Genomic DNA, 26,019 nt, shown 5'->3' with positions numbered 1-26,019 from the left:
ACCCGATTTTTCGCAAAACATGCAGGCATCGCCCTGGCGGTGTCCTCTATGCTCTACAGCGGCATGACCCTGGCCCAGGCGCCCGCCAAGGCCGCCGCGCCGGCCAAAGCCGCCACGGCGGCGCCGGCGCCAGGCGCCGTTAACCTGAATCAGACCGTCAAGATCGCCTGGCTCGACCCGCTGTCGGGCCTGATGGCGGCCGTCGGCACCAACCAGCTCAAGGGCTTCCAGTTTCTGGCTGAGCATTTCAGCAAGAAGAACAAGGCCGGTGTGAAGTTCGAGATCATCGGCATCGACAACAAGCTGAGCCCGCAGGAAACCACCAACGCGCTGAAGTCCGCGATTGACCAGGGCGCTCGCTATGTGGTGCAAGGCAACGGCTCCGGCCCGGCGCTGGCCATCATGGACGCACTGTCCAAGTACAACGAGCGGAATCCGGGCAAAGAGGTTGTCTACCTCAATTACGCCGCGGTGGACCCGGACCTCACCAACAGCAAGTGCGAATACTGGCACTTCCGCCTGGATGCCGACACCTCCATGAAGATGGAAGCGCTGACCGCCTTCATGAAAGAGCAGCCGGACATCAAGAAGGTCTACCTGATCAACCAGAACTACTCGCATGGCCAGCAGGTTGCCAAGTTCGCCAAGGCCAATCTCGCTTCGAAGCGCCCTGATATCCAGATCGTCGGCGAAGACCTGCATCCGCTGGCCCAGGTGCGCGACTTCGCACCCTATATCGCCAAGATCAAGCAATCCGGCGCCGACACCGTGATCACCGGCAACTGGGGCTCAGACCTCTCGCTGCTGGTGAAAGCCGCCAACGAGGCGGGCCTGAGCAACGTCAAGTTCTACACCTACTACGGTGGCGTTACCGGCACTCCGACGGCACTGGGCGCTGCCTCTGCCGGCCGTGTGTACATGGTGTCGTACAACCACCTCAACATGGGCGGCGAAATCCAGCAGCTGCAGGCCGAGTACAAGAAGAAGTTCAACGACGACTTCTACACCGGCGCGATCTACCACGCCTTCACCATCCTGACCGAAGCCATGGCGCAAACCAAGTCGACCGAGCCGGCCGTGGTGGCCAAGGCCATGGAAGGCATGCGCTTCAAGAGCTTTAACGGCGACGTCGAGATGCGCAAGACCGACCACCAGCTGCAGCAGGGCCTTTACATCGACAAATGGGAAAAAGCCGGCGGCAAGTACCCCTACGATGCGGAGAACACCGGCTACACCTTTGTGCCTGTGAAGTACTACGAGCCCTATGTGGCCAGCACGCCCACCTCGTGCCAGATGAAGCGTCCGGGCTGATGCCCTGAGCGGGTAGTAACCAAGGCTAAGGCCCGACCAATCCTCGGGCCTTTTTCTTTACTGCTGCCCCTGCTGCCCCTGCTTCCACCTTCTTGCCCTCTAAACTTTTTCCAGCTTCAGGCGGTTATTGATGAATTTGGAATTCTTCACCATCTCTTTGCTTAACGGCCTGAGCTACGGCTTGTTGCTGTTCATGCTCAGCTCCGGCCTGACGCTGATCTTCAGCATGATGGGTGTGCTGAACTTCGCCCACGCATCGTTCTACATGGTCGGAGCCTATATCGCCTACAGCACCTCGCAGGTCATTGGCTTCTGGTGGTCGCTGCTGGTCGCGCCGCTGCTGGTGTTTGCCATGGGGGCGGCCTTTGAGCGCTTTTGCCTGCGCAAGGTGCACAAGTTCGGCCATGTGCCGGAACTGCTGGTGACCTTCGGCCTGTCTTACCTGCTGCTGGAGCTGGTGCAACTGGTCTGGGGGCGGTCTGCCGTCAATTACGTGCTGCCGCCCGGGCTGGAAGGGCCTCTTTTTACCGTCTTCGGCACCAATTTCCCGAAGTCGCGCGCTTTCATCATGCTGATTTCCATCGTCATGCTGATCAGCATCTGGCTGCTGCTCACGCGCACGCGCATCGGGCTGGTCATCCAGGCCGCGCTCACTCATCCTGAAACAGTGGAAGCCCTGGGCCACAACGTGCCGCGTGTTTTCATGCTGGTGTTTGGCGGCGGTGCGGCGCTGGCAGGCCTGGCCGGCGTGATTGGCGGCAATACCTTTGTGACGGAACCCGCCATGGCCGGCTCGGTCGGCGCCATCATCTTTGTCGTGGTGGTGGTGGGCGGCATGGGCTCGCTGAGCGGCGCCTTCCTGGCGTCCTTGCTGATCGGCCTGATCCAGACATTCGCCGTGGCCATGGACCAGTCCCTGATCACGCTCCTCGGCCATTTCAAGTATGCCGTGACACCCGAAACCTTTGGCTACCCGCTGCTCAAGCTCACCATCTCGCAGGTCGCACCCATATTGCCTTTCCTCTTCCTGGTGCTGATCCTGATCTTCCGGCCCAAAGGCCTTCTGGGCACACGCGAAGGCTAAGGGCTGAACAACATGACACGACCGTTTCACGAATTCAGACCTTACAACGTCGGCCGCTGGCTGCTCTGGGCGCTTTATGCGCTGCTGCTGATTGCAGCGCCCATGATGTTCAAAAGCAGCCTGGCGCTCACCATGCTGTCGCAGGCTGGCTACCTGGTCATCATTTGCCTGAGCTACAACATCCTGCTGGGGCAGGGCGGCATGCTCAGTTTTGGCCATGCGGTTTATGCCGGGCTGGGGTCCTTCCTGGCTGTGCATGCAATGAATCTGGCCGCCAAGGGCGCGTTCTATATCCCGCTGCCGCTGATACCTCTGGTGGGTGGGCTGTCGGGCCTGCTCTTTGCGGTGCTGTTCGGTTATGTCACCACCAAAAAAGCCGGCACCACCTTTGCCATGATCACTTTGGGCGTTGGTGAACTGGTGTTTGCGATGTCGCTGATGTTCCCCGAGTTCTTTGGTGGGGAGGGCGGCATCACCACCAACCGCGCGTATGGCAAGCCGGTCTTCGGCATCAGCTTCGGCCCGCAGATCCAGGTTTATTACCTGATTGCCGTTTACTGCTTCATCTGCACGGCCGCCATGTTTGCCTTTACCCGCACGCCGCTGGGCCGCATCCTGAACGCCGTGCGCGACAACCCGGAGCGCGTGGAATTCATCGGCTACAACACACAGCGTGTGCGCTACTACGCTTTCATCATTGCCGGCTTCTTCGCCGGCATAGGCGGCGGCCTGGCGGCCATCAACTCGGAAATCGTCACAGCGGAAGTGGTGAGCGGTGTGCGCTCGGGTAGCCTGCTGCTGTTCACCTTCCTGGGTGGCGCCACCTTCTTCTTTGGGCCCATCATCGGCGCCGGCCTGCTGGTGCTGGCGCTGATCCTGCTGTCTGAGCTTTCCATGGCCTGGCTGCTTTATGTGGGCCTGATCTTCCTCTTTATGGTGATGTATGCGCCGGGCGGCATCGCCAGCCTGATCATGATGAACCTGCGTGTGGCTTCCTTCGGCAAGTTCAGGGAGCTGTGGGTGGCCTACCTGGGCCTGGCCATCACGGCGCTGACGGCGCTGGTGGGCGCCGCAGCCATGGTGGAAATGATTTACCACCTGCAGCTCAATGCGGCACTGGGCGCCGAGCTGGGCTTCATGGGCGTGCGGCTCAATGCCACCAATATCAACAGCTGGCTGGGCGCCGGTTTTGTGTTGATCACCGGCCTGGTGCTCTTTGAACTCACGCGCCGGCAGTTTTTGACGCAATGGGGCGAAATCCAGAATGACATTGAAAAAGAGATCAAGCGAAGGGAACTACTGTGAGCCCCCACGCTAATTCACTTCGTGTAAACGCTGCCCCCCGAGTGGGCGCTGCGCCTGCGGCCCGGCAAAGCCGGTTCCGCGGCCCCTGCTGGTGGGGAAAGTAATATGACCTACTCACTTGAATTGAAAGACCTGCGCAAGAGTTTTGGCAAGACCGAAATCATCCGCGGCACCAACCTCCAGGTGAAGGCTGGCGAGCGCGTCGCCATCATCGGCCCCAACGGCGCGGGCAAGTCCACGCTGTTCAACCTGATCAGCGGCCGGTTTGAGCCCACCAGCGGGCAGGTGCTGCTCAACGGCCAGCGTATCGACGGCAAAAAGCCGTTTGAGATCAACCGGCTGGGTTTGTCGCGCAGCTTCCAGATCACCAATATCTTCCCCAAGCTCAGCGTGTTTGAAAACCTGCGCTGCGGCGTGCTTTGGAGCCTGGGCTACAAGTACACCTTCTTCCGCTTTCTGGCCGACCTGGACGACGCCAACCAGCGTGCGGATGAACTGATGGCCATGATCAAGCTCGACAAAAAGCGCGACGTGCTGGCAACCAACCTGACCTATGCCGAGCAGCGCGCGCTGGAAATCGGCATCACGATTGCCGGCGGCGCCAACGTCATCCTGCTGGACGAACCCACGGCCGGCATGAGCCGCTCCGAGACCAGCCGCTTTATCAACCTCATCAAGGAAGTCACCGTGGGCAAGACCTTGCTGACGGTGGAGCACGACATGGGCGTGGTGTTTGGCCTGGCCGACAAGATTGCGGTGGTGGTCTATGGCGAAATCATTGCCTACGACACACCCGAGGCCGTGCGCGCCGACCAGCGCGTGCAAGAAGCTTATTTAGGCTCGTCGGTTGCCGATGCCCAGGCGGGAGGCCACTGATGCTGCATATCCAGAATCTCCACGCCTTCTACGGCAAAAGCCACGTCCTTCACGGCGTGCATTTCGACGTGCAGCCCGGCCAGATCGTCGCCTTGCTGGGCCGCAATGGCTCGGGCCGCTCCACCACGGCCAAGGCCATCATGGGCCTGGTCGATTGCCAGGGCTCCATCCTCTGGAAAAAGCAGGAGATCGTCGGCAAGAAGGCCTACCAGATTGCCCACCTTGGCATCGGCTATGTGCCCGAGAACCGCGACATCTTTCCCAAGCTCACGGTGCACCAGAACCTCTTGCTCGGCCAAAAGGGCTCCGGCAAGGGCTCGCGCTGGTCGTTTGAAGACATGTACCAGATGTTCCCCCGGCTGCGCGAACGCCAGCACACCGAGGCCGGCGTGCTCTCGGGCGGCGAGCAGCAGATGCTCACGCTGTGCCGCACGCTGATGGGCGACCCGGATCTCATCATCATTGACGAGCCCACCGAAGGCCTGGCGCCCAAGATCGTTGAGCTGGTCGGCCAGTACCTGCAAACACTGAAGGCCAAGGGCATTTCGGTGCTGCTGATCGAGCAGAAACTGACGATTGCCATGGCAATTTCCGACCGCGCGCTGGTCATGGGCCACGGCAGCATCGTGTTTGACGGCACGCCCGACAGCCTGCGGGCCGATGCTTACATCCGCAAAGAGTGGCTGGAAGTGTAAAAAACGGTTTGTTTGCCGTGGGCATGTCACCGCAGGGACAAAAATAGACTGAACAGTCCATCCGGGGACTTGTGCCGTCACAAACGCCCCCTACAATGGAAAAAGAACGGTCGTACTTTTTTTAAGGTCGACCGAGGCCGCAGCGCCAGCCGAGACAACTGAAAACTGAAACTCCCATCAAGGAAAGAAGCATCGCAATGACCACCCTTTACGAAGTTCACGGCCCCGTCGCGCTCATCACGCTGAGCAACCCACCCGTCAACGGCCTGGGCCACGCCACGCGCCTGAGCCTGACCGACAGCATCCAGAAGGCCAATGCCGATGCCGCCGTCAAGGCCATCGTGATCACCGGCGCCGGCAAGGCGTTTTCGGGCGGTGCCGACATCAAGGAGTTCGGCACGCCCAAGGCGCTGTCCGAGCCCAATCTGCACAGCGTGATCCGTGTGGTCGAAAACTCGGCCAAACCCGTCATCGCCGCGATCCATTCGGTCTGCATGGGCGGTGGCCTTGAGCTGGCCCTGGGTTGCCACTACCGCATCGCCGCGCCCGGCACCAATGTGGCTTTGCCTGAAGTCAAGCTGGGCCTGCTGCCCGGCGCCGGTGGCACGCAGCGCCTGCCGCGCGTAGTGGGCGTGGAGCCGGCCCTGAACATGATCGTGAGCGGTGAACCCGTCAAGAGCGAACTGCTGGCGCAAATCCCCGGCCAGAAGCTGTTCGACAAAGTCTCTGCTTCGCCCGAGTCGCTGGCCCAGGAAGCCCTGGCCTTTGCGCAGTCGGTGTCCGACACCCGGCCGCTGCCGCTGGTGCGCGACCTGCGTGCCAAGCACCCTAACGGCGACGCGTACTTCCAGTTTGCCCGCAACATGGTCAAAGGCATGGCCAAGAACTTCCCCGCGCCGCTCAAGTGCGTTGACGCCGTGGAAGCCGCAACCAAGAAGAAGTTTGAAGACGGCCTGGCCTTTGAACGCGAGCTCTTCATCAACCTGATGTGGACGCCTGAAAGCCGTGCGCTGCGCCACATCTTTATGGCCGAGCGCGCCGCCTCCAAGATTCCCGATGTGCCAGAAGACACGCCCAAGCGCGAGATCAAGTCGGTTGCCGTCATCGGCGCCGGCACCATGGGCGGCGGTATCGCGATGAATTTCCTGAATGCCGGCGTCCCCGTCAAGATCCTCGAGATGAAGCAGGAAGCGCTGGACAAAGGCCTTGGCATCATCAAGAAGAACTACGAAGCCCAGGTCAAGAAGGGCAAGCTCAAGGAAGACAAATACGACCAGCGCATGGGCCTGCTCAGCACCACGCTGAGCTACGACGACCTGAAAGACGCCGACCTTGTGATTGAGGCCGTGTTTGAAGAGATGGGCGTCAAGGAAAAAGTCTTCAAGGAACTGGACCGCGTGATGAAACCGGGCGCCATTCTGGCCTCCAACACCTCCACGCTGGACGTCGACAAGATCGCCGCCTTCACCAAGCGCCCGCAAGACGTGGTCGGCCTGCATTTCTTCAGCCCCGCCAATGTGATGAAGCTGCTGGAGGTGGTGCGCGGCGCCAAGACCGGCAAGGACGTGCTGGCCACCGTGATGGCGATGGGCAAGAAGATCAAGAAGACGGCTGTGGTCTCCGGCGTCTGCGACGGTTTTATCGGCAACCGCATGATCGAACAGTACGGCCGCCAGGGCGGCTTCCTGCTGGACGAAGGCTGCACGCCTGAGCAGGTCGACAAGGCCATCGAAAAATTCGGCTTTGCCATGGGCCCCTTCCGCATGGGCGACCTGGCCGGCAATGACATCGGCTGGGCCATCCGCAAGCGCCGCTACACCGAAAAGCCGGACATGAAGTACAGCAAGACGGCTGATCTGCTCTGTGAGAAGGGCCGCTTCGGCCAGAAGACGGGCGCCGGCTGGTACGACTATGTGCCCGGCAAGCGCGACGCGATCCCGAACGCCGAAGTCGTCAAGATGATTGAAGACCACCGCGCCAGCCTGGGCATCACGCCGCGCAAGATTTCCGACGAGGAAATCGTGCAGCGCCTGGTGTACTCGCTGGTCAATGAAGCCGCGCACATCCTGGAAGAGGGCATTGCCTCCAAGGCCAGCGACATCGACATGGTCTACATCATGGGTTATGGCTTCCCGGTCTACCGCGGCGGCCCCATGCTGTACGCCGACCAGGTCGGCCTCTTCAACGTGGTGCAGAGCATGAACCGCTTTGCCCAGAACCCGCTGGACGACGCCAAATTCTGGAAACCCGCGCCGCTGCTGGCCAAGCTCGCGGCTGAAGGCAAGACCTTCAACCAGTCGACCTGAAGCGCATAGATCGCAGATCGCACAGCTCGCACCCATCAACGTCCCAGATTCCGGAGAATTCCATGTCCTCAGCAGTAATCGTTTCTACCGCACGCACCCCCCTGGCCAAAAGCTGGAAGGGCTCTTTCAACATGACGCACGGCGCCACCCTGGGCGGTCACGCGGTCGAGCACGCCATCCAGCGCGCCGGCATCGAAGCCGCCGAGGTCGATGACGTCATCATGGGCTGCGCCAATCCCGAAGGCGCCACCGGCGCCAACATCGCACGCCAGATCGCACTGCGCGCCGGCTGCCCCGTCACCGTGTCGGGCATGACGGTCAACCGCTTTTGCTCTTCCGGCCTGCAGACCATTGCCACCGCAGCCCAGCGCGTGATCGCCGGAGAAGCCGACATTTACGTGGCCGGCGGCGTGGAAAGCATCTCCTGCGTGCAGCAAGAGATGAACACCCACATGCTGGCCGACACCTGGCTGGCCAAGAACAAGCCCGAGATCTACTGGAACATGCTGCAGACGGCAGAGCAGGTCGCCAAGCGCTACAACATCTCGCGCGACCGCATGGACGAGTACGGCGCGCTGAGCCAGCAAAAGGCCACGGCCGCTCTGGCCGCCGGCCTCTTTGAAGCCGAGATTGCCCCCATCACCGTGACGGCCGGCGTGGCCGACAAGGTCATGGGCCTCTCCACCAAACAGGTCACCGTCAGCAAAGACGAAGGCATCCGCGAAGGCACGACCAAGGAAGGCATCAGCGGCATCAAGCCGGCCATCCCCGGCGGCGTGATTGCAGCCGGCAATGCCAGCCAGTTCTCCGACGGTGGCGGCGCGGTGGTGGTGATGAACGAAACCGTGGCCGAGAAAAAAGGCCTCAAACCCCTGGGCCGCTTCCTCGGCTTTGCAGTCGCAGGTTGCGAGCCTGATGAAATGGGTATCGGCCCAGTCTTCGCTATTCCCAAAGTGCTCGCCAAACTGGGCCTGAAGATCAGCGACATCGATTTGTGGGAACTGAACGAAGCCTTTGCCGTGCAAGTGCTGTATTGCGCCGACAAGCTGGGCATCCCCATGGACAAGCTCAACGTCAACGGCGGCGCGATTGCCGTCGGCCACCCCTACGGCGTGACCGGCCAGCGCCTGACGGGCCACGCCCTGATTGAAGGCAAACGCCGCGGCGCCAAGCGCGTCTGCGTGACCATGTGCATTGGCGGCGGCATGGGTGCGGCTGGTATTTTCGAAGTCCTCTAAACCAGGCGATCACGATGAATGAAACCCTGCTCCTTCAGAAAGGGCAGGCGTTTCCTGCCTTGATGCCCTGCTGTGTGCCCGGGAGGCCCTCATGAGCCTCAGGCCCACGCTTGATTTCCTCCTTTATCACTGGCTGGGCGCGGAGTCGCTGAGCCAGCGCGAGCGCTTCGCCGACCATTCGCGCGAAACTTTCGACGCGGTGTTCGACACCTGCGAACGCATCGCGCGCGAAAAGTACGCGCCGTTCAACCGGACTGTCGACACGCAAGAGCCGCATTTCGACGGCGAAAAAGTCATCTTGCCCCAGGCCACGCACGACGCGCAGAAGGCCTATGCGGCTTCCGGCATGCTCAGCGCCGCGCAAGACTATGAAGTCGGCGGCATGCAGCTGCCTTATACGGTTGAAGCCGCGGCCAATGCCTTTTTTGCAATGGCTTCCGTCAGCATCGGTTCAGGCCTGCTGACCACCGGTAACGCCAACCTGCTGATGGTGCACGGCACCGACATGCAGAAGGAAGTCTTCGCCAAAAATGAATTCTCCGGCCGTTTCTCCGGCACCATGTGTTTGTCGGAGCCGCAGGCCGGCTCGTCGCTCAGCGACGTGACAACACGCGCCGTGCCGGACGGCGACGGTTTTGAGGCCGACCCGCTGGGCCCGCGCTACCGCCTTACGGGCAACAAGATGTGGATCTCGGCCGGCGAGCATGAGCTGACAGACAACATCATCCACCTGGTGCTGGCCAAAGTTCCGGGGCCGGACGGCAAGCTGATCGCCGGCACGCGCGGCATTTCGCTTTTCATCGTGCCCAAGAAGATGGTCGATACCAAAGGCGAGCTCACAGGCGTGCGCAACGACGTGGCGCTGGCAGGCCTCAATCACAAACTGGGCTGGCGCGGCACCACCAACACGCTGCTTAACTTTGGTGAAGGCAAATACCCGGTGGGCGGCCAGGCCGGCGCCGTAGGCTACCTGGTCGGCAAGCCGCATGAAGGCCTGCGCTGCATGTTCCACATGATGAACGAGGCGCGCATAGGCGTGGGCACTGCCGCCACCATGCTGGGCATGGCGGGCTATTACGCCAGCCTTGATTACGCCAAGAGCCGGCCGCAGGGCAGGCCCGTCGGCGTGGGCGGCAAAGATGCCTCCCAGCCGCAGATCCGCATCATTGAACACGCCGACGTCAAACGCATGCTGCTGGCGCAAAAAGCGTATTGCGAGGGCGCGCTGGCGCTGGAGCTGTACTGCGCACGCCTGGTCGACGAGCACCACACCGCCGATGCACAGGCTGCCGACGACGCGCGCCTGCTACTCGAAGTGCTGACGCCTATCGCCAAAAGCTGGCCCAGCGAGTGGTGCCTGGAGGCCAATTCACTGGCCATCCAGGTGCATGGCGGTTACGGCTACACGCGGGACTTTCCGGTCGAGCAATACTGGCGCGACAACCGCCTGAACATGATCCATGAAGGCACGCACGGCATCCAGGCCATGGACTTGCTGGGCCGCAAGGTGCTGATGGAAGGGGGCAGGGGGCTGCAACTGCTGGCCGCGCGCATCAACGCCACGATTGAAAAAGCCATACAGCAGCCCGAGCTGGCCGTGCATGCCAATGCGCTGGGCAAGGCCTTGCAGCATGTGGGCAGCGCCACCAAGGCGGCATGGGCAAAAGGCGAGCCCGGCGAGGCCTTGGCCAATGCGGTACCCTACATGCAGGCCTTTGGCCACACCGTGCTGGCGTGGATCTGGCTGGACGTGGCGCTCGCCAGTCTCTCGCTGCCGCAGCTTGCCGGCAATTCAGGCGCTGCTCACACAGGCAGAATGGGGGCGGCACGTTATTTTTATCACTATGAGTTACCCAAGATCGACGCCTGGCTCAAGGTGGTTGAAACCCGCGACCTGACTTGCGCCGATCTGCCCGAGGAGGCCTTTTAATGTCATTTTTCAAACCGTCCGCCGAGCCGGTGTCCAACAAATCGGTGGCCCGCCTGCAGGCCCTGATCTGGATCCTGATCTACGGTGGGCTGTTGACGCTGGTGCTGGGCCTGTCGGTCCAGCGTATCGACGATCCGATTGGCTGGTCCATGGTGGTCGTCGGCGGCATCGTCGCGGCAGTCGGTTTTGTGCTGATCTATGTGCGCTCCCGCATCAATGTGGGGCCCTGACCGGTCAGCTGATTTCGAAGTCGCCGCCACGACAGCCACGCTGCCAGCGGGCCCCATGTTGTGCCAACATCAGTAGCCAAGCAAAAACCATCTTCTCTTTATCCGCAACCCTTCATCCCGCCCGCCGTTTGAGCCAATCAATGGCATCACGGCGAAGCCGATGACCACACTTCAGGAGACTCTTCATGACCCGTACCATCCAGCAACTGTTTGACCTCAAAGGCAAGACCGCACTCGTCACCGGCGGCTCGCGCGGCCTGGGCCTGCAACTGGCCCAGGCGCTGGGCGAAGCCGGCGCCAAGGTCATCCTGAGCTCGCGCAAGGCTGAAGACCTGGTTGAATCCGCTGCCGAACTGAAAGCCGCCGGCATCGATGTCGACTGGATTGCCGCCGACTGCTCCAAAGAAGAAGACATCCGCGCGCTGGCCGATGAAGCCATCAAGCGCCTCGGCCATGTCGACATCCTGGTCAACAACGCCGGCGCCGCCTGGGGCGCACCCGCCGAAGACCACCCCGTCGAGGCCTGGGACAAGGTGATGAACCTTAACATCCGCGGCTACTTCATCCTGAGCCAGCACATCGCCAAGCACAGCATGATCGCCCGCAAGTCCGGCCGCATCATCAACGTGGCCTCCATCGCCGGCCTGGGCGGCAACCCGCGCGAGATGACCACCGTGGCCTACAACACTTCCAAGGGCGCTGTCGTCAATTTCACCCGCGCGCTGGGCTGCGAATGGGGCAAGTACAACATCACCGTCAACGCGATCTGCCCGGGCTTTTTCCCGAGCAAAATGACGGTGGGCACGCTCAAGGCGCTGGGCGAAGAGAAGCTCGCCTCGCACGCGCCGCTGGGCCGCCTGGGCGACGACGAAGACCTGAAGGGCCTGTGCGTGCTGTACGCATCGGATGCCGGCAAGCACATCACCGGCCAGTGGCTGGCAGTGGACGGCGGTGTATCGGTGGTAACAGGCGGCTAATTAAGTGAAAGGCTGGGAAGAGCTAATGGACTTCGGCGCCGACATTCCCTTCGTCAATCACCTCGGCTTTGAGCTGGAGCTGTTCACGGGCGGCGCCTCGGCCATTGGCTATGCACCCAGGCCCGAGCACCTCAACTCTTTTGCCGTCACGCACGGCGGCGCCATCATGACGCTGATGGATGTGACCATGGCCACCGCCGCGCGCAGCGTGCAAAAAGACATGGGCGTGGTCACCATCGAGATGAAGACCAGCTTTATGCGGCCCGCGCCTGGCGACGGCAGCCGCCTGACGGCCAAGGGCCGGCTCATGCACCGCACCGCCACCATGGCGTTTACCGAAGCGACGCTTTACGATGTGCTGGGCCAGGCCTGCGCGCATTCGACAGGCACTTTCAAGTACGTCAAACGCAAGCCCGCCGCCGGCCAGCCGGATGCCCCGGGCGGCGCGATTTCCACAGACTGATCCGCAGCCCTGCCGCAGCCGCGGCACCCCCACTACAACAGGAGACCACCATGCCCATCAACCAGCAAATCCTCCTCGACAACCGCCCCACCGGCGAGGCCGTGGCAAGCAACTTCATGCTGGTCTCCAGCGACACGCCGGAGTTGCAGGACGGTCAGGTGCTGGTGCGCCACCACTTCCTCAGCCTGGACCCTTACATGCGCGGCCGCATGAGCGACGCCAAAAGCTACGCCGCGCCCCAGCCGCTGGGCCAGGTCATGCTGGGCGGCACGGCCGGTGAGGTAGTGGAGAGCCGCTCGCCGAAATTCCAGCCCGGCGACAAGGTCGTCGGTATGGGCGGCTGGCAGGAATACAGCGTGGTCAGTGCCGACCAGCCCGGCGCGCTGCGCAAGGTTGACACCACTCATGTGCCGCTGTCGCATTACCTGGGTGCGGTCGGCATGCCCGGCGTGACCGCCTGGTATGGCCTGGTAAAAATCATTGAACCAAAAGCAGGCCAGACCATGGTGGTCAGCGCCGCCACCGGCGCCGTGGGCAGTGCTTTTGCGGCCCTTTCCAAGGCGCGCGGCTGCCGCACCGTCGGCATCGCCGGAGGGCCCGACAAATGCAAGTACGCGGTTGAAGAGCTCGGCTTTGACGCCTGTATCGACTACAAGCTGCATGCCGATGCCGCGTCGCTGACCAAGGCGCTCAGAGATGCCTGCCCGGATGGCATTGACGGCTACTTTGAAAACGTGGGCGGCATGGTGCTGGACGCCGTGCTGCTGCGCATGAACGCCTTCGGTCGCATCGCGCTGTGCGGCATGATCGCCGGCTACGACGGCAAGCCCATGCCGCTGGCCTACCCGGCGCTGATTCTCACCAACCGGCTCAAGCTGCAAGGCTTTATCGTGAGCGAACACATGGAAGTCTGGCCCGAAGCCCTCAAGGAACTCGGCACGCTGGTAGGCACCGGCAAGCTGCGCCCGCGCGAAAGCGTGGCGCAGGGGATCGAGGCGGCGCCCGAAGCTTTCCTCGGGTTGCTCAAGGGCAAGAACTTCGGCAAGCAGCTGGTCAAGCTGATTTAGCGGATCAAGCCTTTCAGATCAGGAGGTTTGCCATGAACCCCACCCACGAAGTCTTCAACCAGCCGGCTGCGCTGTCTGACTACAACCTGTTCGATACCAACCGGCCGCTGCGCGATGCGCTGAAGTTCAACGCACCGGCGCTGGATACGGCCGAGCTGAGCCGGCTGGGCGCCGCGCTGGGCAGCACCGCAATGCAGACGCATGCGCGGCTGGCCAATGTCCACGGGCCGGTGCTGCACAGCCATGACCGTTTTGGGCGGCGTGTGGACCAGGTGGAGTTTCACCCCAGTTATCACGAGCTGATGAAGCTCGCGACAGGCTCTGGCCTCCACGGGTCACCCTGGTCTGACGAGAACCCGTCTCCGCATGTCCGGCGCGCGGCGGGCTTCATGCTCTTCACCGAGCTCGAGCCGTCCACGCTGTGCCCGATTTCCATGAGCTACGCGGCAACGCCCGCGCTGCGCGGCAACACGGCGATCTATGCTGACTGGGGCCCCAAACTCGCCAGCCGCGCTTACGACCCCGAACTCAAGCACTGGCAGGCCAAGCCCGGCCTTACCATGGGCATGGGCATGACCGAAAAGCAGGGCGGCTCCGACGTACGGGCCAACACCACGCGCGCCGAACCTGCAGGCCGCGACGGCTGGGGCGAGCGTTATGCCATCACCGGTCACAAATGGTTTTTCTCGGCGCCCATGTGTGATGCCTTCCTCGTGCTGGCGCAGACCAAGAGCGGCCTGTCCTGCTTCTTCCTGCCGCGCGTGTTGCCCGACGGCGGCCTCAACGCCATTCGTATCCAGCGCCTCAAAGACAAGCTGGGCAACAAAGCCAACGCGAGTTCTGAAGTCGAGTTTGAAAACGCCCAGGCCTGGCTGGTCGGCGATGAAGGCCGCGGCATTCCGCAAATCCTGGAGATGGGCACCATGACGCGGCTGGACTGCGCGCTGGGCACCAGCGGCCTGATGCGCCAGGCTTTGGCGCTGGCGCTGAACCACACCTCGCAGCGCAAGGCCTTCGGCAAGCTGCTGATAGACCAGCCGCTGATGCGCAATGTGCTGGCCGACCTCGCACTCGAATCCGAAGCCGCGACGGCGCTGGCGATTCGCCTGGCCCGCGCCTTCGACAGGCCGGGCGATGCCCATGAAGCCGCCATGGCGCGGCTGCTGACGCCGGTCGCCAAATTCTGGATCTGCAAACGCGGCAGCCATTTCGCGCAAGAGGCCATGGAATGCCTGGGCGGCAACGGTTATGTAGAGGAGGGCGGCGAGGGCGTTATGGCCCGCGTTTACCGCGAAATGCCGCTCAACTCCATCTGGGAAGGCGCGGGCAACATCATGGCGCTGGACTTGCTGCGCGCCCTGCGCAAAGCCGACGCCGTGGTCGCGCTGGCCCAGGAACTTGCCGCCGCCAAAGGCGCGCACCCGGCGCTGGACCGGCTGGCCGCCGCCTTGCCCACACGCATCGAAGAGATGGCGACTGAAATCGAAGCACGCCGCCTGGCGCAAGACGTGGCTTTGGCAGTGCAGGCCGCACTGCTACTGCAGACGGCGCCTGCGGCCGTCTTCAGCGCCTTTTGTGATTCGCGCCTTGCGGGCAACTGGGGCCAGTCCTTCGGCACGCTGGGCGCCGGCGCCGATTTCGACAGCATCATCACAAGAGCCATGCCGCGATAAGGCCGCGACAGGGCGGGCGCACAGAAACCAAAACGGAGACCCCATGCCAGAACTGATTCTTCACCACTACCCCACATCGCCGTTCGCTGAAAAAACGCGGCTGATGCTGGGCTACAAAAACCTGCCCTGGAAGTCCGTCATCATCCCGATGATCATGCCCAAGCCTGATGTGGTGGCGCTCACGGGCGGCTACCGCAAGACGCCCATCCTGCAGATTGGCGCTGACATTTATTGCGACACCGCCCTGATCAGCGACGTGCTGGAGCACCTGCAACCCGAGCCCTCGGTGTACCCGGAGCCCAGCAAAGGCATGGCGCGCACGCTGGCGCACTGGGCCGACAACACGCTGTTCTGGACCTCCATGGCCTACAACACCCAGCCCAAGGGCATTGCCCAGATTTTTGAAAAAGCGCCACCCGAAGCCGCCCGCGCTTTCGGCGAAGACCGCAAGGCCATGAGCTTCGGCATGGCGCGCATCCGTTCCGCTGACGCCGCCGCAGCCTACAAGTCTTACCTGCGGCGCATCTCCGACATGCTGGACGACCGGCCCTTTTTGCTGGGCGAGGTACCCTGCATCGCCGACTTTGCGATGTACCACCCGCTCTGGTTCACGCGGGTGCAAACGCCGGTGCTGGCGGGCATTCTTAAACTCACACCCGCGGTGCTCGACTGGATGGACCGCATGGCCGCCATCGGCCATGGCAGTTTTGAAAAATTCAGCTCGGCGCAAGCCATTGCACAAGCCAGCGCCGCCATGCCCGCACCGCTGAGTGACGAGGTATTTCAGGACGAACACGGCATACCGCTGGGCAGCCAGGTGGTGATCACCAGCGAGGCCTTCGGCCCTGAGCCGACTGAAGGCGAACTGGTCGCCGCCACCCGCATGCACTACACGCTGCGCCGCGTTGACGCGCGTGCCGGCACGGTGCATGTGCATTTCCCGCGCATCGGTTACGCATTGAAAGCAGCCACACCCGCATGAAGAGTTCCAACGATATTGACTGGCGTTTTGTCCCCTTCAGCGCGCTGAGCTCGCTGGAACTGTATGAAATGCTGCAACTGCGCAGCGAAGTCTTTGTGGTCGAGCAGGCTTGCCCCTTCCAGGACATGGACGGTGCGGACCAGAAGGCCATGCATCTGATGGGCGTGAAGGGCGACCAGCTGGTTGCGTATGCACGCTGCTTTGCCGCCGGCGAGAAGTTTGCCGAGGCCAGCATTGGCCGCGTCGTCACCCACATGTCGGCGCGCGGCGACGGCATCGGCCACGTGCTGATGAAGCAGGCCATCGCCAGCCTGCTGCAGCACTGGGGCCCGCAGCCCATACGCATAGGCGCGCAGGCGCGGCTCGAAAAGTTCTACAACCAGCACGGCTTTGTACAAAACGGCCGGCCTTACATCGAAGACGGCATACCGCACATTGAAATGCTGCGAGTTGCCTGAGCAGTTGCCTGTGCGACAGCCGCCGCGGTATGCCTGGGGGAAAATTTTCCCACTCAGACAATTCAAGGAAAGCCAAACATGATCACGGATTTCAAAGGCAAAACAGCCGTTCTCACCGGCGCGGGCTCGGGCTTTGGCCTGGAGTGTGCGCGCCTGGGCGCCAAACTGGGCATGAACCTGGTGCTGGTCGATGTGCAGCAAGACGCGCTGGACAAGGCGACGGAAGAAATGAAGGCCGCCGGTGCGCAGGTGCTGTCCTTCAAGCTCGATGTGGCCAGCGCCGCGCAGATGGAGGCCATGGGCAAAGCCGTGTTTGAGCGCTTCGGTGCGCCGCACTTCGTCTTTAACAACGCCGGCGTGGGTGCGGGCGGCCTGATCTGGGAGAACAGCCTCAAGGACTGGGAATGGGTGATGGGCGTCAACGTGATGGGTGTGGTGCACGGCGTGCGCATCTTCACGCCGATGATGCTCGAAGCGGCTGCGAAAGACCCCTCCTGGCAAGGCCATATCGTCAACACCGCCAGCATGGCCGGCCTGTTGAACCCACCCAACATGGGTGTCTACAACGTCAGCAAGCACGCCGTGGTGGCGCTGAGCGAAACCCTGTACCAGGACCTGGGCCTGGTGACCGACCAGATCGGCGCCTCGGTGCTGTGCCCCTTCTTTGTGGCCACCGGCATCGGCATGAGCCACCGCAACCGCCCGGCCGAGCTGGGCGCCGAGAAGCCCACCAAGAGCCAGATGATCCAGCAGGCCATGACCGGCAAGGCTGTGGGCTCCGGCAAGGTCACGGCAGAAGATGTGGCCAGGCTGGTGTTCGACGCCATCGCCAGCAACAAGTTCTACATCTACAGCCACCCCAAAGCCATCAACTCCGTGCAGACGCGGCTTGAAGACGTGCTGCAGGCGCGCAACCCAACGGACCCGTTTGCCGACAAGCCGGAGATCGGCCAGCAACTGAAAGCCGCGCTTCGCGGGGCCTGATGCACCAAAGCCGCGCTGTTCTTGCCGGCCTGCTGCTCGGCCTGGCGGGAGCAGCCGCGTTTGCACAACCGGCCAAATGCCCCGACGGCAAACCCGCAGACGGCATTGAGCGGGCAGGGGATGCCCGGCATTGCCTGGTCGTCCGCACGCTGGCGCCCGGCCAGATATCCCGCATCACGCCCAAGGTGTTGCTGGTTTTCTTGCATGGTGACAACGGCGGGCGCATTGAGTTGAAGGCCGACAGCGGAACAGCCGCCGTACTGGCGGAAAAGCTCCAGGCCACCACGATTGCCATCCAACGGCCCGGCTACCGCAGTGACCTGGGCACGTCCGATGGTCAATCCAGCCCGGGCGATGACGACTACACGCCCCAGAACGTCGAGATCGTTGCTGCCGCGCTGGGCAATCTGCGCAGTCTCAATCCCGGCAAGAAGATTCTGCTGATCGGCCATTCGGGCGGCGCGGCCATGGCGGCCTTGCTGGCCAGCCGCTTTCCGGGCAGCGCCGATGCCTATCTGCTGGCGGCTTGCCCCTGCGATGTGCCGGCCTGGCGGCAATGGCGCGGCACGTCAGCGGGCAAGGGCGGCATCTGGAGCCGCAGTCTGTCGCCCCTGGCGGAGGCCGGCAAGGTCAGCCCTGACACGCGCATCAGCCTGGTCGTCGGCAACAAGGATGAAAACACCTTGCCCCTGTTTAGCGAAACCTACGTTCGTGCCCTGCAAGCGCGCGGCGTCAAGACCCGCGTGACCTATGCCATGAACGCCACGCACGTCTCGGTGCTGCGCTCGCCGGAATTCTTCATGCTGGCGGGGGAATTGGCGGACACGCTGTCGAAATAAGGCCTGCTGCGCTATTCTTGCCGCTTCATCCATTCACGGCTGGCACCATGCTCAAACCCTTGCAATCCTTTGGCTCCCTCTCCATCGCCGCAGTCCTGGCGGCAGGCCTGCTGCTGGCCGGCTGTAAAGACTCGCCGGACGCTACGGGCGACAAGGCTGCGGCGGCAAGCACCCCCGTCTCTACCGCCGTGATCGCGGCCGAAGCCAAGGGCTTTGTTGCCGGCTCCCAGATGAGCCAGCGCACCGTGTATGTGTTTTTTGATGCCCAGTGCCCCCATTGCGCCGTGCTGTGGCAGGCCGCCAAACCGCTGAAGTCGCAGGCCAAGTTTGTCTGGATTCCGGTCGGCATCCTGAACGCGGCCAGCACCTCGCAAGGCGCTACGCTGCTGGCCGCCGGCGACCCGGTGGCCGCCATGGACGAACACGAGGCGTCGCTGCAGGCCGGGCGTGGCGGCATCAGCGCTGCGGGCAGCATCGATGCACAAAAAGACGCCGTCGCCAAGAACACGGCGCTCATGACCCGGCTGGGCTTCAGCTCCATCCCGAGCATCGTGGGAACCCATGCGCAAACCGGTGCGCTCGTCACGCGAGAGGGCGCCATGCCCACCGCGGCGCTTGCGGCCTTGCTGGGCCTGCAGGTGCCGGCCGGGTTGCCCGGCGCACCTATCCAGTAAGGCCGCCTGCTCCCCCGCCTGTTGCCTAAAACAGCACCCGGCTGCGGATGGTGCCAGGCACCTCGGCCAGCTTGGCCAGCGCGATGTCCGAGTGCGCCGCATCGATGTCGATCACTACGTAACCGATGGCTTCGTTGGTCTGCAGGTACTGCGACGCGATGTTGATGCCATTGGCGGCAAACACCTTGTTGATTTCCGACAGCACACCCGGCACGTTGCGGTGAATGTGCAGCAGGCGGTGCTTGCCCGGGTGGGCCGGCAGCGCGACTTCGGGGAAGTTGACGGACGAGGTTGAAGTGCCGTTGTCGCTGTACTTCACCAGCTTTTCAGCGACTTCAATCCCGATGTTTTCCTGGGCTTCCATGGTTGAGCCACCTACATGCGGCGTCAGAATCACGTTGTCCAGGCCGCGCAGGGGCGACTCAAAGCTGTCTTTGTTGGTGCGCGGCTCCACCGGGAACACGTCGATCGCCGCGCCCAGCAGCCGTTTTTGTTTCAGGGCTTCAGCCAGCGGCTCGATCTCGACCACCGTGCCGCGCGAGGCATTGATCAGCACGCCGCCGGGCTTGATGGCGGCGATCTCGGCCGCGCCAATCATCCACTGCGTCGCCTGGGTCTCAGGCACGTGCAGGCTCACCACGTCAGACTGGGCCAGCAGGTCTTTGAGCTGCGCCACCTGGCGCGCGTTGCCCAGCGGCAGCTTGGTCACCACATCAAAAAACACCACCTGCATGCCCAGCGCCTCGGCCAGCACCGACAGCTGCGTGCCGATGGAGCCATAGCCGACGATGCCCAGCGTCTTGCCGCGGATTTCATAAGCGTTGTCGGCCGACTTGAGCCAGCCGCCGCGGTGCGCCACCGCGCTTTTCTCGGGCACGCCGCGTAGCAGCAAGATCGCCTCGGCCAACACCAGCTCGGCCACCGAACGGGTGTTGGAAAAAGGTGCGTTGAACACCGCGATGCCGCGCTCACGGGCGGCGTTCAGGTCAACCTGGTTGGTGCCTATGCAAAAGCAGCCGACCGCCGCCAGCTTGCCGGCCTGGGCAAATACCTCGGCGGTGAGCTGGGTGCGCGAGCGGATGCCGACAAAATGTGCGTCGGCGATTTTGACTTTGAGCTCATCATCCGGCAGCGCGCCGGACAGGCTTTCGATGTTGGAGTAACCCGCGGCCTTGAGAACTTCTACAGCGGAGGGGTGAATGCCCTCCAGCAACAGGAACTTGATTTTTTGCTTGTCGACCGAGGTTTTGTTCATGGAAAAGCGGGCACACCGGTAAAAGAAAGGGACGCCCAGTATGAAGGATGCGAAATACCCATGCTGAGGGGCGGTTTGGCCGAAGCGCCAGGATGGGCTCAGGCCCGTTCATCAGGAAAGTACCGGTTCTACCCAGACGGGACGGCCGGAAGCAGCTACTAAATCTATAGCAGGCAGTCCAGATCAACCCTCATCCAGAACCTGGCCTGTGGAAGGGTATTGGCGCGTCAGCACCTGCTCATCGTTCAGGTCCTGCCCTTGCCAGACGACGACTTCCGAGGCGCCGGCGCCCAGAGCCATTTCACGAAACGCCCGGATTTCGACTTGCGTAAAGCCGCCGGCCGGGTCACCTTGCGGATGGAACACCACACGGGGCGCAGGCGCCAAGGGCCCGCCTTTGCGCAGCTTGCGCACAAAAGCCTTCACCACCGCCTGCCCGGTAGTGAAGTCGGACATCATCGAACGCGGGTGGGTAAACGGGTTGATCACCAGCGCTGATTTGCTCGACCTGTGCAGGGCTGCGTCGTTGCCCACACCCAGGATCTTTTGCTTGGGCCCCCGGGAGATGGCGATGTCGGGTGGCTCTGAAATGGATTCGCCCGTTTTCACATTGCGAACTGTCAGTCGGGCGGGCGACAGGCGGATGTACAGCGGCGGTTTGATGAAGTCGAACATGGGGTGAACTTGCGGGTTGTGTGGGGCGGCTCAGGACAACACAAGCAAATTCAGGGCCGCATCGGCGCCCGGATTCAGAGCGCGGACGGGTAGGCGCGGCTCCAGCCGAGCAGCAGGGCGCCCGCAGCGACCCCCCAGGCCAATGTGGCGCTCGCCAGCGTGATGGTCAGCGTGGTGCGTACGCTCAGCCAGTACACCGCCAGCAGGTAGACGGCATAAGGGATCAGCGACCACAGACCGAACAAGGCCGTGGTGCGCAAGTCAGCCACAGAGCGTTCGCTGCCCACGATGTAGTGGGCGATCAGCGCGAATGTGGGAAATAGCGGCACCAGCCCGGCAATAAAAAAGCTGCGCGAGCGGGATAGAAGGGCGATCACCAGCACGGCAAGCGCGCCCAGCAGGCATTTAAGAAACAGGGACAACATGGGGAGGCAGTTTAGCGAAGCAACTTCAAGCTTTTGCGGGTGCTGCGCCGGCCGGCGGCTTGCGCATGAAAAAGATGCGCTCGTCCGATTGCTCGGGCACGGCCACAAAACCCAGGCCTTCGTAGGCGGCAAGGGCAGGGTGGTTGTCGCGGTACACGCGCAGGGTGAAGGTGTGGGCGCCTGCGATCTGGGCTGCCTGGGCCATGAGCAGCCTGCACAGCGTGGCGGCCAGGCCTTGCCCGCGTGCGGCGGGCGCCAGGATGATGCGCGCCAGGTGGGCCACACCGGCCTCACGCTCCCAAAACTGGCAAAAGCCCAGTGCTTCGGCCGGGCCGCGGCTCATCACAAAGCTGTGGGAGCCAGGCTCGGCCAGCAGTTGCGGAAGTTGCTCTGGCATAAACGGAAACTTGAGCTTCGGGCCGGACCAGCGAATGCAGGTCTCGGCGTCCGGCACCCAGGCGCCCAATGCGGCGTAGTCGGCGGCATCGGGCGTGCGCAGGCCCAGCGGTGGTGAAGAGGAGGGCGATCGTGAATCCATCTCTCCATTGTGCGGCAGGCCTTGCCAGAACCGGTTACGGCTTCAACGCGTCCGCGCACCGCAGGCTCACGGCCTGTAGCGTCTTGCCGGTTTGGGGCTCAAACACCACCAGGTTGATCTGGCGTTCATGGCCGGGCGTGGCCGCAATGCTGTAAAAGCCCAGCTTTTGCGGCGAAGCACCCTCGCTTTTGTAGTCGCCCGCCTGGGTGTACTGGCGCACCACGAAATCGTGTTTGAGAAACTCGCCGGCGTTTTCGCCGGCGCGCACTTTGGAGCTATGGCCATGCTCGGTCACCGTCCAGTAAGCCGACCAGGAGGAGGCGGCCTGCTGCGCCGCAACGGGCGTTACCGTGGCTTCAAACTGGTCGGCGCTCAACTGCGTCAGCACAATGCCGGCGCGGGCCGGCTCCTTGCCGCCGGGAGGTCTGGGGCCCCAGGCCGGCAAGTCCTTGCCATTGAGCACCGCCTGCGGGGTATAGACGTCGCGCAGCTTGTTGCGGGCGGCGACTTCATGCTGGCGCTTCGTATAGGCCGGCGCGGCAAAGCGGTCGATCCAGCCCAGGTGGTCCCAATAACTGACGTGAAAGGCCTGCACCACCATGCCCGAGCTTTTAAGCGACGACACCCATTTGTCGGCGGGCGGGCAGGAGCTGCAGCCCTCGGAGGTATAGAGCTCGATCACCGGCGTTATCGCAGGCCCTGACGCGACGGTGCAGGCGTTTTGCACCGCGAAAGCGCTGCAACTCACCGATAGCAGGGTGGCCGCTGCGATCCAGGAAATTCGTGGGTTTGAACGGGTTGGCATGGGCGTCTCCAATGGCATGGAAAGCAGGCGCCGCGCCCCAAAAGGGACAAGCGCCTGCAGATAGCCGTTGGTCGCGCGATGCCGGGGTTTCTTACACCAGTGGCATGGTCAGGTGGTCTTTTTGCGCACTGCCCATGCCGTTGCGCCGTTCCATCTGGTCTTCCAGCTGGCCCATGTAGGCGGCCATGGTGTTGTCGGACTGCTCCAGCCGTGTCAGCAGCAACTGCTGTTGCTGCGCAAAACGCTCGGCCAGCACGGTGGCGGCTGCGGCTTCGCGGTGCTGGGCTGCCAGGGCCTGTACTTCCAGGTAGCTGCGCAGTTCAGTGAAGCGCGAGGCTTCGGCCTTGTCGGCGAGTTCACGCTGGGTATTGAGTTCGCGCGCATATTGCCGGGTTTCCAGCAGATTGGTGCTTTGCATATAGAGCGTGCTGGCCAGAAACACCACCGTTGCAATCACCAGCAGCAGGAGCATGACCAGGCCCAAAGGCACCTGGATGGTGGTGAAACCCAGGCTCAGCATGCTGACGCGGGAGAACTCGTCCAGGTTGAGGGCGACAAAGCCCGCCAGCAACAGGATGGAGACCACCAGAAAAATTGTGCGAGTCCGCATAAACGCCCTCCGAAAAATGTAAGAAATTGCTTTTCAGCTCGGGTAATTTTGGGCGTAGCCGCTCAATTTGGCTGTGGGACAATGCCGACCCTTGGCGTCAGTTTGTGTTTGGCCCTCAGAGGGACTGCATAACGATTACCGCTTTCGTTTTTCTTTTTCAGCTTTCCTCGAACCTCTTCGGAATCTTCTCTCTCTATGCAGAAAATCATCCGCCAGATCGCGGCAGAAATCAAAGTCCAGGAACACCAGATCAATGCGGCCGTGGAGTTGCTCGACGGCGGCGCCACAGTACCGTTTATCGCGCGTTACCGCAAAGAGGCCACCGGCGGGCTGGACGACATCCAGCTGCGCGAACTCGAGCACCGGCTGGGCTACCTGCGTGAGCTGGAAGAGCGCCGTGAATCGGTTCTGAAAAGCATTGAAGAGCAAGGCAAGCTCACACAAGAGCTGCGCGCGGCGATTGAATTTGCCGCCACCAAGCAGGACCTGGAAGATTTGTACCTGCCCTTCAAGCCCAAGCGCCGCACCAAGGGCCAGATCGCGCGCGAAGCCGGGATTGAGCCGCTGGCCGACAAGCTGTTTGCCGACCCGTCGCTGGTGCCCGCCGACGAAGCCGCCGCCTTTGTGAAGGCCGAGAAGAACGAAAGCGGTGACGACTTCACTACCGTGCAGGCGGTGCTGGACGGCGTGCGTGACATCCTCAGCGAGCGCTGGGCCGAAGATGCGGGCCTGGTGCAATCGCTGCGTAACTGGCTCTGGAGCGAAGGGCTGTTCAGCTCCAAGCTGGTGACCGGCAAAGACGAGAACAACGCCGACAACAGCAAATTCCGCGATTACTTCGACTATGACGAGCCGATCGGCCGTGTACCGTCGCACCGCGCATTGGCGGTGTTTCGCGGCCGCGGGCTGGAGATTCTGGACGCCAAGCTGGTGCTGCCCGAGCAAGCTGAGCCCGGCAAACCCAGCATCGCGGAAGGCAAGATCGCACTGCACCTGGGCTGGAGCCACAAGGCGCGCCCGGCCGACGACCTGATCCGCAAGGCCGTGGCCTGGACCTGGCGCGTCAAGCTCAGCCTCTCGCTGGAGCGCGACCTGTTCACCCGCCTGCGTGAAGAAGCCGAAAAAGTCGCCATCAAGGTATTTGCCGACAACCTGCGCGACCTGCTGCTGGCAGCGCCCGCCGGCCCGCGTGTGGTGATGGGCCTGGACCCGGGCATACGCACCGGCGTGAAAGTGGCGGTGGTGGACGCCACCGGCAAGCTGGTCGAAACCTCTACCGTTTACCCGCACGAACCGCGCAAGGACTGGGAAGGATCGCTGCACACCCTGGCCAAGCTGTGCGAGAAACACGGCGTCAACCTGATCGCCATCGGCAACGGCACGGCTAGCCGCGAAACCGACAAGCTTGCCGCCGACCTGATCAAGGGCATGGCCAAGGCCGAGCAGGTTATTGAAAAGGTCGTGGTCAGTGAAGCCGGCGCGTCTGTCTACTCAGCCAGTGAATTTGCCAGCCAGGAAATGCCCGACGTGGACGTGAGCCTGCGCGGCGCAGCCAGCATTGCGCGCCGCCTGCAAGACCCGCTGGCCGAGCTGGTCAAGATCGACCCGAAATCAATCGGCGTCGGCCAGTACCAGCATGACGTGAACCAGAGCGACTTGGCGCGCAGCCTGGACACCGTGGTCGAGGATTGCGTGAACAGCGTGGGTGTGGACCTGAACACCGCCAGCGTGCCGCTGCTGGCCCGCGTCTCGGGCCTGTCGCAAACCGTGGCCAAGTCGGTGGTGCGCTGGCGTGATGCCAATGGCGCGTTTGCTTCGCGTGCCGATTTGCTGAAAGTGACCGGCCTGGGCGCCAAGACCTTTGAACAAAGCGCAGGCTTTTTGCGTTTGCGCAGCAGCAGCAACCCGCTGGACATGACAGGCGTGCACCCCGAGACCTACCCGGTGGTGGAAAAAATCATGGCCCACACCGGCAAACCGGTGGCCGAGCTCATGGGCCGGGCAGAGATGCTCAAGACCCTGAAGCCCGACCTGTTTGCGAATGAGCAGTTCGGCGTCATCACGGTCAAAGACATCCTGACCGAGCTGGAAAAACCCGGCCGCGACCCGCGCCCGGACTTCAAGGTGGCGCGCTTTAACGAGGGCGTGGAAGACATCAAGGACCTGAAAGAAGGCATGACGCTGGAAGGCACCGTCAGCAATGTGGCGGCCTTTGGCGCCTTTGTCGACATCGGCGTGCATCAGGACGGCCTGGTCCATGTGAGCCAGCTGGCCAACAAGTTTGTGAACGACGCACGTGAAGTCGTCAAGACCGGCGACATCGTGAAAGTGCGCGTGACCGAAGTCGACGTGGCGCGCAAACGCATCGGCCTGACGATGAAGCTGGACGCCGCACCGGCCCGCAAAGACGGCCCGCGTGACAACCGCTTTGAAAGCGCGCGGCCCGGCGGTCAGCACCGCGGCGGCGGCAACTATGGTGGGGGGCGCACTGGCGCGCCGCAGCCGGCGGCTGCCACGGCCATGGAGTCGGCCTTCAGCAAACTGGCGGCGCTCAAGAAGTAGGTGCGCGGGCAGGGCGCGTCCCGCAAAGGACAGCCGCGCTCCTTGCCTGGTGCTCCA

25 protein-coding genes are annotated in these 26,019 nt (G+C 62.8%); 19 read left to right on the top strand and 6 right to left on the bottom strand.

Going from position 1 to position 26,019, the window contains the following annotated elements:
• Nucleotides 1–63 precede the first annotated feature (63 nt).
• The 18 genes from BM408_RS05105 (at nucleotide 64) to BM408_RS05020 (ending at nucleotide 19,092) form a co-directional block, all read left to right on the top strand.
• On the top strand, nucleotides 64–1,311 hold the full coding sequence (locus BM408_RS05105) for a branched-chain amino acid ABC transporter substrate-binding protein (RefSeq protein ID WP_092128480.1): 1,248 nt from the start codon (nucleotides 64–66) through the stop codon (nucleotides 1,309–1,311).
• A gap of 130 nt (nucleotides 1,312–1,441) precedes the next feature.
• Entirely contained in the window at nucleotides 1,442–2,395 is a 954-nt protein-coding gene (locus tag BM408_RS05100; RefSeq protein WP_092127610.1) for a branched-chain amino acid ABC transporter permease, read from the top strand.
• Nucleotides 2,396–2,407: 12 nt separating this feature from the next.
• The gene (locus BM408_RS05095) at nucleotides 2,408–3,700 is read left to right on the top strand and encodes a branched-chain amino acid ABC transporter permease (protein ID WP_092127607.1); all 1,293 of its coding nucleotides are present in this window, start codon (nucleotides 2,408–2,410) and stop codon (nucleotides 3,698–3,700) included.
• A gap of 105 nt (nucleotides 3,701–3,805) precedes the next feature.
• Nucleotides 3,806–4,576 (top strand): ABC transporter ATP-binding protein, encoded by a 771-nt coding sequence (locus tag BM408_RS05090; RefSeq protein WP_092127604.1) that lies wholly within the window; start codon nucleotides 3,806–3,808, stop codon nucleotides 4,574–4,576.
• Nucleotides 4,576–5,271: an ABC transporter ATP-binding protein gene (locus tag BM408_RS05085; RefSeq protein WP_074574254.1), complete on the top strand. Its 696-nt coding sequence runs from the start codon at nucleotides 4,576–4,578 to the stop codon at nucleotides 5,269–5,271. Before BM408_RS05090 ends, BM408_RS05085 begins: the two co-directional genes overlap by 1 nt.
• 197 nt (nucleotides 5,272–5,468) lie before the next feature.
• Nucleotides 5,469–7,577, top strand: a complete 2,109-nt coding sequence (locus tag BM408_RS05080; RefSeq protein WP_092127601.1) for a 3-hydroxyacyl-CoA dehydrogenase NAD-binding domain-containing protein — start codon at nucleotides 5,469–5,471, stop codon at nucleotides 7,575–7,577.
• A 62-nt stretch (nucleotides 7,578–7,639) separates the two neighbouring features.
• The gene (locus BM408_RS05075; RefSeq protein ID WP_092127599.1) at nucleotides 7,640–8,815 is read left to right on the top strand and encodes an acetyl-CoA C-acyltransferase; all 1,176 of its coding nucleotides are present in this window, start codon (nucleotides 7,640–7,642) and stop codon (nucleotides 8,813–8,815) included.
• A gap of 91 nt (nucleotides 8,816–8,906) precedes the next feature.
• Nucleotides 8,907–10,745 carry an acyl-CoA dehydrogenase gene (locus BM408_RS05070; protein ID WP_092127597.1) on the top strand — a complete coding sequence of 613 codons (1,839 nt, stop codon included), beginning with the start codon at nucleotides 8,907–8,909 and terminating at the stop codon, nucleotides 10,743–10,745.
• Entirely contained in the window at nucleotides 10,745–10,975 is a 231-nt protein-coding gene (locus BM408_RS05065; RefSeq protein WP_092127595.1) for a hypothetical protein, read from the top strand. The genes BM408_RS05070 and BM408_RS05065 overlap by 1 nt, the downstream gene beginning before the upstream one ends.
• A gap of 185 nt (nucleotides 10,976–11,160) precedes the next feature.
• Complete coding sequence (locus BM408_RS05060; protein WP_092127593.1) at nucleotides 11,161–11,952, top strand: SDR family oxidoreductase; 792 nt, start codon at nucleotides 11,161–11,163, stop codon at nucleotides 11,950–11,952.
• 25 nt (nucleotides 11,953–11,977) lie between these two features.
• Nucleotides 11,978–12,415, top strand: a complete 438-nt coding sequence (locus tag BM408_RS05055) for a PaaI family thioesterase (protein ID WP_092127591.1) — start codon at nucleotides 11,978–11,980, stop codon at nucleotides 12,413–12,415.
• Between the two features lie 50 nt (nucleotides 12,416–12,465).
• Nucleotides 12,466–13,482, top strand: coding sequence for an NADP-dependent oxidoreductase (locus BM408_RS05050; protein ID WP_092127589.1), 1,017 nt, complete (start codon nucleotides 12,466–12,468; stop codon nucleotides 13,480–13,482).
• Nucleotides 13,483–13,514: 32 nt separating this feature from the next.
• The gene (locus BM408_RS05045; RefSeq protein WP_092127587.1) at nucleotides 13,515–15,155 is read left to right on the top strand and encodes an isovaleryl-CoA dehydrogenase; all 1,641 of its coding nucleotides are present in this window, start codon (nucleotides 13,515–13,517) and stop codon (nucleotides 15,153–15,155) included.
• A gap of 43 nt (nucleotides 15,156–15,198) precedes the next feature.
• Nucleotides 15,199–16,137 (top strand): glutathione S-transferase family protein, encoded by a 939-nt coding sequence (locus tag BM408_RS05040; RefSeq protein ID WP_092127585.1) that lies wholly within the window; start codon nucleotides 15,199–15,201, stop codon nucleotides 16,135–16,137.
• Nucleotides 16,134–16,595, top strand: coding sequence for a GNAT family N-acetyltransferase (locus BM408_RS05035; protein WP_092127583.1), 462 nt, complete (start codon nucleotides 16,134–16,136; stop codon nucleotides 16,593–16,595). Before BM408_RS05040 ends, BM408_RS05035 begins: the two co-directional genes overlap by 4 nt.
• A 78-nt stretch (nucleotides 16,596–16,673) precedes the next feature.
• Entirely contained in the window at nucleotides 16,674–17,579 is a 906-nt protein-coding gene (locus tag BM408_RS05030) for an SDR family oxidoreductase (protein ID WP_092127581.1), read from the top strand.
• Nucleotides 17,579–18,418, top strand: coding sequence for an alpha/beta fold hydrolase (locus BM408_RS05025; protein ID WP_092127579.1), 840 nt, complete (start codon nucleotides 17,579–17,581; stop codon nucleotides 18,416–18,418). Before BM408_RS05030 ends, BM408_RS05025 begins: the two co-directional genes overlap by 1 nt.
• Nucleotides 18,419–18,465: 47 nt before the next feature.
• The gene (locus BM408_RS05020) at nucleotides 18,466–19,092 is read left to right on the top strand and encodes a thioredoxin fold domain-containing protein (protein WP_092127577.1); all 627 of its coding nucleotides are present in this window, start codon (nucleotides 18,466–18,468) and stop codon (nucleotides 19,090–19,092) included.
• 25 nt (nucleotides 19,093–19,117) lie between these two features.
• Here BM408_RS05020 and serA read toward each other — a convergent pair whose 3' ends face one another.
• From serA to BM408_RS04990, 6 genes are all read right to left on the bottom strand, one after another.
• Nucleotides 19,118–20,347 (bottom strand): phosphoglycerate dehydrogenase, encoded by a 1,230-nt coding sequence (gene serA, locus BM408_RS05015; RefSeq protein WP_092127575.1) that lies wholly within the window; start codon nucleotides 20,345–20,347, stop codon nucleotides 19,118–19,120.
• A gap of 183 nt (nucleotides 20,348–20,530) precedes the next feature.
• A complete protein-coding gene (locus tag BM408_RS05010; RefSeq protein WP_092127573.1) occupies nucleotides 20,531–21,022 on the bottom strand; it encodes a rod shape-determining protein in 492 nt (163 codons plus the stop codon).
• Between the two features lie 74 nt (nucleotides 21,023–21,096).
• Complete coding sequence (locus tag BM408_RS05005) at nucleotides 21,097–21,447, bottom strand: GlpM family protein (RefSeq protein WP_092127571.1); 351 nt, start codon at nucleotides 21,445–21,447, stop codon at nucleotides 21,097–21,099.
• Nucleotides 21,448–21,472: 25 nt separating this feature from the next.
• A complete protein-coding gene (locus BM408_RS05000) occupies nucleotides 21,473–21,985 on the bottom strand; it encodes a GNAT family N-acetyltransferase (protein ID WP_092127569.1) in 513 nt (170 codons plus the stop codon).
• A gap of 34 nt (nucleotides 21,986–22,019) precedes the next feature.
• The gene (locus BM408_RS04995; protein WP_092128478.1) at nucleotides 22,020–22,790 is read right to left on the bottom strand and encodes a DUF1223 domain-containing protein; all 771 of its coding nucleotides are present in this window, start codon (nucleotides 22,788–22,790) and stop codon (nucleotides 22,020–22,022) included.
• 91 nt (nucleotides 22,791–22,881) lie between these two features.
• Nucleotides 22,882–23,400 (bottom strand): hypothetical protein, encoded by a 519-nt coding sequence (locus BM408_RS04990; RefSeq protein ID WP_092127567.1) that lies wholly within the window; start codon nucleotides 23,398–23,400, stop codon nucleotides 22,882–22,884.
• Nucleotides 23,401–23,595: 195 nt separating this feature from the next.
• On the opposite strand from BM408_RS04990, the gene BM408_RS04985 reads away from it, so the two are divergent.
• A complete protein-coding gene (locus tag BM408_RS04985) occupies nucleotides 23,596–25,962 on the top strand; it encodes a Tex family protein (RefSeq protein WP_092127565.1) in 2,367 nt (788 codons plus the stop codon).
• The last annotated feature ends 57 nt before the right edge of the window (nucleotides 25,963–26,019 follow it).

The organism is Polaromonas sp. YR568, from assembly GCF_900116715.1.
Classification (GTDB): Bacteria; Pseudomonadota; Gammaproteobacteria; order Burkholderiales; family Burkholderiaceae_C; genus Polaromonas.
The sequence above is the reverse complement of the archived record's forward strand: the minus strand, read 5'-3'. Positions and strand labels throughout refer to the sequence as shown.